This window comes from Mycobacterium sp., assembly GCF_050701675.1.
Classification (GTDB): Bacteria; Actinomycetota; Actinomycetes; order Mycobacteriales; family Mycobacteriaceae; genus Mycobacterium.
Map to the genome: position 1 here is coordinate 1 of NZ_JBOGDD010001029.1, position 5,748 is coordinate 5,748.

Consider the following 5,748-nt stretch of genomic DNA (forward strand, 5'->3'; position numbering starts at 1 on the left):
TCTCATCCCTGGGTGATGTAGGCCTCCAACTGTTCGCGCTCGGCCTGCAGCGCCTCCATCCGGGTCTTCACGACGTCGCCGATGCTCACGATCCCGGCCAGCTGGCCGTTCTCCATCACCGGTACGTGGCGCACCCGGTTGGTGGTCATGAGACCACTGAGGCTGTCGACGGAGTCCTCCGGCGAGCACGTGATCACCTGGCTCGTCATGATGTCCGCCACGGATCGACCGAGAGCGGCCGCTCCGTGTTCGTGCAGCATCCGCACGACGTCGCGCTCCGACACGATGCCGATCAACCCCTCGGGACCGACCACCACCATCGCCCCCACATTGCGGGTGACGAGACCATGCAGCAGGTCGCTGACCAGCGTGTCCGGCGCAATGGTCAACACACCGGCACCCTTGTTCTTCAACACGTCTGCGATACGCACTGGCGCCTCCTTGGTGACGTGGGTCACACAAGGCTAGGTCGGAACGCGCCAAGGGGAAAGCCCCACCCGGAACACATCACCGACGACGTCGGTTGCAAGGGCCGTCAGAGGACTGGCACCACGTCTGGACCAAAGGGGATGCACATGACCGAAACCGTGACGCTCGGCGATGATCTGACCGTCAGCGCGGTCGGTTTCGGCGCCATGGCGCTGACGCCGGTGTACGGCGAGGTCGACGACACCGAATCGCTCGCGACACTGCATCGCAGCGTCGATCTGGGCGTGACGTTCATCGACACCGCCAACGTGTACGGCGGCGGGGCCAACGAGCGGCTCATCGCCGGACTGCTCGCCGACCGGCGCGACGAGGTGACACTCGCCACCAAGTTCGGCATCGTCGGAAACCCCGCAGACCGTGCGGCGGGCAAACCGGAAGCTCGCGGCGACGCCGCGTACGTGCGGCAGAGCATCGACGAGAGCCTGGACCGTCTGAAGACCGACGTGGTGGACCTGTACTACGTGCACCGACGCGATCTGCGAGTGCCGATCGAAGAGACCGTCGGCGCGATGGCCGAGCTGGTCACCGCGGGCAAGGTTCGCCACCTCGGCCTCTCCGAAGTGACCGCCGACGAACTGCGCGCCGCCGTCGCGGTCCACCCCATCGCCGCCGTCCAGAGTGAGTGGTCGATTTGGAGCCGGGACGTCGAAGCCAACGTCGTGCCCACGGCCGCCGAACTCGGCGTCGGCTTCGTCCCGTACTCGCCGTTGGGCAGAGGATTCCTCACCGGCACCCTGCGATCCAGCGCCGATCTGAAGGAGTCGTCGGACTTCCGGCGCAACCTGCCGCGCTTCTCCGACGAGGCGCTCGAGACCAATCTCGCGGTGGTCGACGTGATCCGCGCCGTGGCCGACGAGCGGGAGGCAACTGCAGCGCAGGTCGCCCTGGCCTGGCTGCGTTATCGCGCCGACGAGTTCGGGGCGGCAGCCGCGCCGATCCCGGGCACCCGCCGTGCCGCGCGCGTCGAGGAGAATCTCGGCTCGCTGGACGTGGCGCTCGACGACGACCAACTCGCGAGGCTCGATTCCGCGGCCACCGCGGTGTCGGGACATCGGTTCGCCGACTTGGCATGGGTGTCGGCTGGTCGCGAATAGCCGACGAACGTCCCCGCTCGCCGCGGGCGTGCCTGTATACCTGGGGCCATGATCGAGACCATCCTGTTGGGCACCGGCAGTCCCATGGTCGACCCGAATCGGGCGGGACCCTCGACCTTGGTTCGGGCCGGCGATCAGACGTTTCTCGTCGACTGCGGTCGCGGCGTACTGATGCGGGCTGCCGCGATCGGCGTCGGGGCGGCCAACATCACGGCCCTCCTGCTGACGCATCTGCACAGTGATCACATCACCGACCTGTCCGACGTCATCACCACGCGGTGGGTCACCACCTTCACCCGTACTCCCCTACCGGTGATCGGCCCGCCGGGGGCGGCAGCAGTCGTGGCCGCGACGCTGGCCGCACTGGGTCCCGACATCGGGTACCGCATCGCTCACCACGCCGACATCACCGAACCGCCGGCCATCGAGGTTCACGAATTCCGGGACGGCATCGTGTGGGATCAAGGCGGCGTCACCGTCCTTGCGGCGCCGACCGACCACCGCCCCGTCGAACCGACGATCGGGTTCCGGATCGAATACGACGGCGCCACTGTGGTGCTGGCCGGCGACTCGGTTCCGTGCGACAGTCTGGACGCATTGGCTGCAGGAGCAGACGCGTTGGTACACACCGTCATTCGGAAGGATCTGGTGCAGCAGCTACCGCCGCAACGGATCAGGGACATCCTCGACTATCACTCCTCGGTGCAGGAGGCAGCGGGGACTGCAGCCCGCGCCGGCGTCGGCACGCTGATACTCACCCACTACGTACCGCCGCTGGCACCAGGCCAGGAGGAGGACTGGCGCGCCCTCGCGGCCACCGCCTTCGACGGCCGGATAGAACTCGGCGACGACCTGCACAGCGTCGAAGTCCATCCGGTAGCGACCACCCCTGGCGGCGCGTGATCTGCGGATCCCCTCCTGCTCAGGGACGGTCCGAATGGGCGTTCGCCACCGCGATGAATTCGCGCACGGCGTTGCGGGGGGCTCCCGACCGGACCAGCGCCTCACCGACGAGGACCACGTCGGCGCCCCAGCCGTGGTATTCGGCGACGTCCCGCGGACCCGCCACCCCCGACTCGGCGACGCATACGATCCCCTCGGGGAGGAGCGGTGCGAGCTCGGCGAACACCGTACGGTCCACGTTCAAGGTCGTGAGATCCCGTGCATTGATCCCCAAGAGCTTGGCTCCGGCGTCGACGGCACGCCCGACCTCTTCGGCCGTGTGCACCTCGACGAGCGGGGTCAGTCCCAGCTCGTCACACAGTCCCATCAGGTTGCCCAGTTGGACGTCGTCCAGCGATACGACCATCAACAGCGCCAGATCAGCACCGTGGGCGCGCGCTTCCCACAGCTGGTAGGGATCGACGATGAAGTCCTTGCGCAGGATTGGGACCTCGACCCTTTCGCGGACGGCATCGAGGTCGGCAAGGGATCCCCCGAAGCGCCGGCGCTCGGTCAGCACGCTGATCGCGGAGGCTCCGCCCATCGCGTACTGGGAGGCCAGTGCTGCCGGATCGGGGATGTCGGCCAGTTCGCCCTTACTCGGGCTCTTGCGCTTGACCTCCGCGATGATCGAGACACCCGGCTCACGGAAGGCCGGTAACGGGTCGAGCGCTGGCGGCACGTCGGCAACCCTGGCTCGGAGTTCCTGCAGCGGCAATTGAGCCTTGCGCTGCTCCAGATCTTCCAATACTCCTGCGAGAATCCCGTCGAGAACGCTCATCGTCTCCTACCCTTCCATGCTATCGGCGTCGTTTCCCTGACACCCCTGAGATATGAACGCATGGACCGCAGAAAACCTTGCGACCGCATCCCGCGGCATTGAACTGTGGCTCGCGTCAAACGTGATGGGCGGCGTCGATCACCACACGACGCGTGCGGTCGTTGGCCAAGGCCAAGCGGGCGGCGACTACAGCGCCTTGAGCCAGAACGGCCATCGCGGGTCGGACATCTTCATTCGAGCACGCATCAGCTTCCAACATCCGTACTTGTGGTAGTCGAAATCCCAAGCAGAGCTGAGCTTCTGATTCACGCACGCCCATAGTCCCCACTTGGTGTCCGCCAGGGCGCTGCACACCTGGACCCGGGACAGCAGCGCGAAGTCCGCCCTGCCGTACAAGGCCTCCACTAGTTCGAGGATCTGCTCTTCTCCGTAGAACATCTCCGTGGTCAGCAGCGCGAGTTCGTAGGCGCGTTCGTTGTTCGAGGCGAATTCGTAGTCGACCATCTTCATCGGCCTGCCATCGGCGATCAGGAAGTTGCCAGGCATCGGATCGTTGTGGCAGGCCACCAGGTCCAGGCCAGATGCCAGCAGCGCCGACTTCGCCACCCGATACTCGCCAAGGATCAGTTCGGCGTCGGCGGGCAATCCGACCGCGTGCTCCTCGACGCCGTCCAGGTGCTCCTCGATCATGTCGAACACCGTCTTGGTCGCGCTGAGAAGTGCACCGTCGTGCAACACCCGATAGAGGTCGATGATCTGATGCGGAATGCCTGGGTCCTTGAAATCCCCGTTCGTGCAGGCCCGGTAACCTTCGAGGAACTCGATCACCTCGACGCCGGTGTCGGGATCGAAGTGCACCAACTCAGGCCCGATCCCGCGTTCCCCCGCACGTCGGGTCGCCTCGTTGGCCACGTCGCGGTCGATGAAGGCGTCGCTGCCGTCACCTGGAATCTTCAGAAAGTACCGTTTGTCGGCTCCCGCGACGGTGATGCGCCAGTTGCTGTTCTGCAGCCCACCCAACACGGGGGCGTACTCCATCCGCGCGCCCTGCCACGGCGGGATCGCCTGCAGCACTTCCTCGACGCGGCGTTCGGCATCGGTGCGGGCCGTGCCGACCATCCGGTCTCCAGCGGTGTCCGACGTCGTCTCGGCCGTCGTCATAGGTTCCTCAGTCGGTCGTGGAAGTGCCCATCCCCCAGTCCGGCGCGAGCCCGCAGGAACTGCCAATCGGAGAACTTCGAGTACTCGAGCGTGCCCGGTCGGGCCGCGTCGGCGTAGGCGCCGATCAGTCCCCACCTCACTAGGTCGGCGAAGCCATACACGCGGGCCCGATCGAAAAGCGACTGATCGTAACTGCCCCACGCCATCTCGAAGGCCACCCTGGCATCCGAGTCGAACGGTCGAACCTCCGCCAAGACCACGCCGACGTCCTGCAACGGATCCATCCGCGCCGCGACGTCCCAATCGACCAAGAGCATGCCGCCCCCGTCGACCAGCAGCACGTTGGACACGTTGCCGTCGCCATGACAGGGCACCCGGTCGAAACCGGTGGCAACGATCCGCTTCTCGGCCATGTCGAGCTGGCGCACCATCCACTCGAAGTCCTTCGGCAGCGATACGGCGCTCGCCTCGACCAACGCGGACAGGGCCCGGATGTCGTCGAATACGCTGGCCTCCCTGGTGATCGAACTGAATCCCTGCACCCGCCTTCGCAGTTCGACCAGCTGCTCCAGCCGGTCATCGTCGTCGAAGACGTTCAGGGTGGCCGTCGATGCGCAGTCGAGGAAGCTCGCCAACACCAGCACCCCGGTCGCGGCATCCGCCGCGTGCACCTCGGGTCCCACACCGCACCGACCCGCCTCGTCAGCGGCCGCGAATGCCTGACCGACGTCGACGTAACGATGGGCGTGTCCGATCATCGACTTGACGAAGACGGCCTGCAACGGCTGCGACTCGTCGACGCTGCGGACGTCGAAGCACTCCGAGTCCGCGCCCCACCAACTCGGGCTGGCCATCGTTGGGGTGGCCTCGGCGGTGATTACCCCGTCGGTGAACAGACCCATCGCGTGCAGAGGCGCGGCTATCGCCGGCGGGGCCGAAGTCGTCACGTTCTGTTGCCTCCCGAAGGTACGGCCACATCCGGTGCGGGCCACCTGATGGCGAATGGTCGCGCGAGTTCCAGCCATTTGGTCAATCGCAGCACGCTGCGGTCGGCGAATCTAGCCCCGATCACCTGGATGCCGACCGGCATGCCGGACGCCATGCCGAAACACAAGGCCGACGCGGGCTGCGCGGTCTGGTTGAACCAGGCGGTGAAACCGCAGTGCCCCAAGGGCTGTGACTCGTCCAGTCCGCACTGTTCCGCGGGCAAACCGACCATCGGCAGGACCGGTGAGATCACGAAGTCATATCCGGAGCAGGCCTCTCGCATCCGCTCGGCCG

The 5,748-nt window shown here is 66.3% G+C and carries 6 protein-coding genes and 1 pseudogene; 2 read left to right on the forward strand and 5 right to left on the reverse strand.

The genetic code is table 11. The annotated features are described in order from the left end of the window. Positions 1 to 2 precede the first annotated feature (2 nt). A complete protein-coding gene (locus tag ACRDUX_RS31540) occupies positions 3 to 431 on the reverse strand; it encodes a CBS domain-containing protein (RefSeq protein ID WP_526419894.1) in 429 nt (142 codons plus the stop codon). Positions 432 to 575: 144 nt separating this feature from the next. On the opposite strand from ACRDUX_RS31540, the gene ACRDUX_RS31545 reads away from it, so the two are divergent. Together ACRDUX_RS31545 and ACRDUX_RS31550 are read left to right on the forward strand one after the other, a co-directional pair. After that, positions 576 to 1,583: an aldo/keto reductase gene (locus tag ACRDUX_RS31545; RefSeq protein WP_526419896.1), complete on the forward strand. Its 1,008-nt coding sequence runs from the start codon at positions 576 to 578 to the stop codon at positions 1,581 to 1,583. A gap of 48 nt (positions 1,584 to 1,631) precedes the next feature. Further along, a complete protein-coding gene (locus ACRDUX_RS31550; protein WP_526419898.1) occupies positions 1,632 to 2,486 on the forward strand; it encodes a ribonuclease Z in 855 nt (284 codons plus the stop codon). 19 nt (positions 2,487 to 2,505) lie between these two features. Here ACRDUX_RS31550 and trpC read toward each other — a convergent pair whose 3' ends face one another. The 4 genes and pseudogenes from trpC to ACRDUX_RS31570 form a co-directional block, all read right to left on the reverse strand. Beyond that, complete coding sequence (trpC, locus tag ACRDUX_RS31555; RefSeq protein WP_526419900.1) at positions 2,506 to 3,306, reverse strand: indole-3-glycerol phosphate synthase TrpC; 801 nt, start codon at positions 3,304 to 3,306, stop codon at positions 2,506 to 2,508. Positions 3,307 to 3,492: 186 nt separating this feature from the next. Continuing rightward, complete coding sequence (locus tag ACRDUX_RS31560; protein WP_526419902.1) at positions 3,493 to 4,467, reverse strand: phosphotransferase; 975 nt, start codon at positions 4,465 to 4,467, stop codon at positions 3,493 to 3,495. Beyond that, positions 4,464 to 5,414: a phosphotransferase gene (locus ACRDUX_RS31565; protein ID WP_526419904.1), complete on the reverse strand. Its 951-nt coding sequence runs from the start codon at positions 5,412 to 5,414 to the stop codon at positions 4,464 to 4,466. The genes ACRDUX_RS31560 and ACRDUX_RS31565 overlap by 4 nt, the downstream gene beginning before the upstream one ends. Further along, positions 5,411 to 5,748, reverse strand: a pseudogene (locus ACRDUX_RS31570) (hypothetical protein); the annotation flags it as partial. The gene ACRDUX_RS31565 and the pseudogene ACRDUX_RS31570, both read right to left, overlap by 4 nt.

Coding starts and splice junctions, on each gene's coding strand:
- trpC (WP_526419900.1), bottom strand. CDS start 3,306: ATGAGCGTTCTCGACGGGATTCTCGCAGGAGTATTGGAAGATCTGGAG.
- ACRDUX_RS31550 (WP_526419898.1), top strand. CDS start 1,632: ATGATCGAGACCATCCTGTTGGGCACCGGCAGTCCCATGGTCGACCCG.
- ACRDUX_RS31545 (WP_526419896.1), top strand. CDS start 576: ATGACCGAAACCGTGACGCTCGGCGATGATCTGACCGTCAGCGCGGTC.
- ACRDUX_RS31560 (WP_526419902.1), bottom strand. CDS start 4,467: ATGACGACGGCCGAGACGACGTCGGACACCGCTGGAGACCGGATGGTC.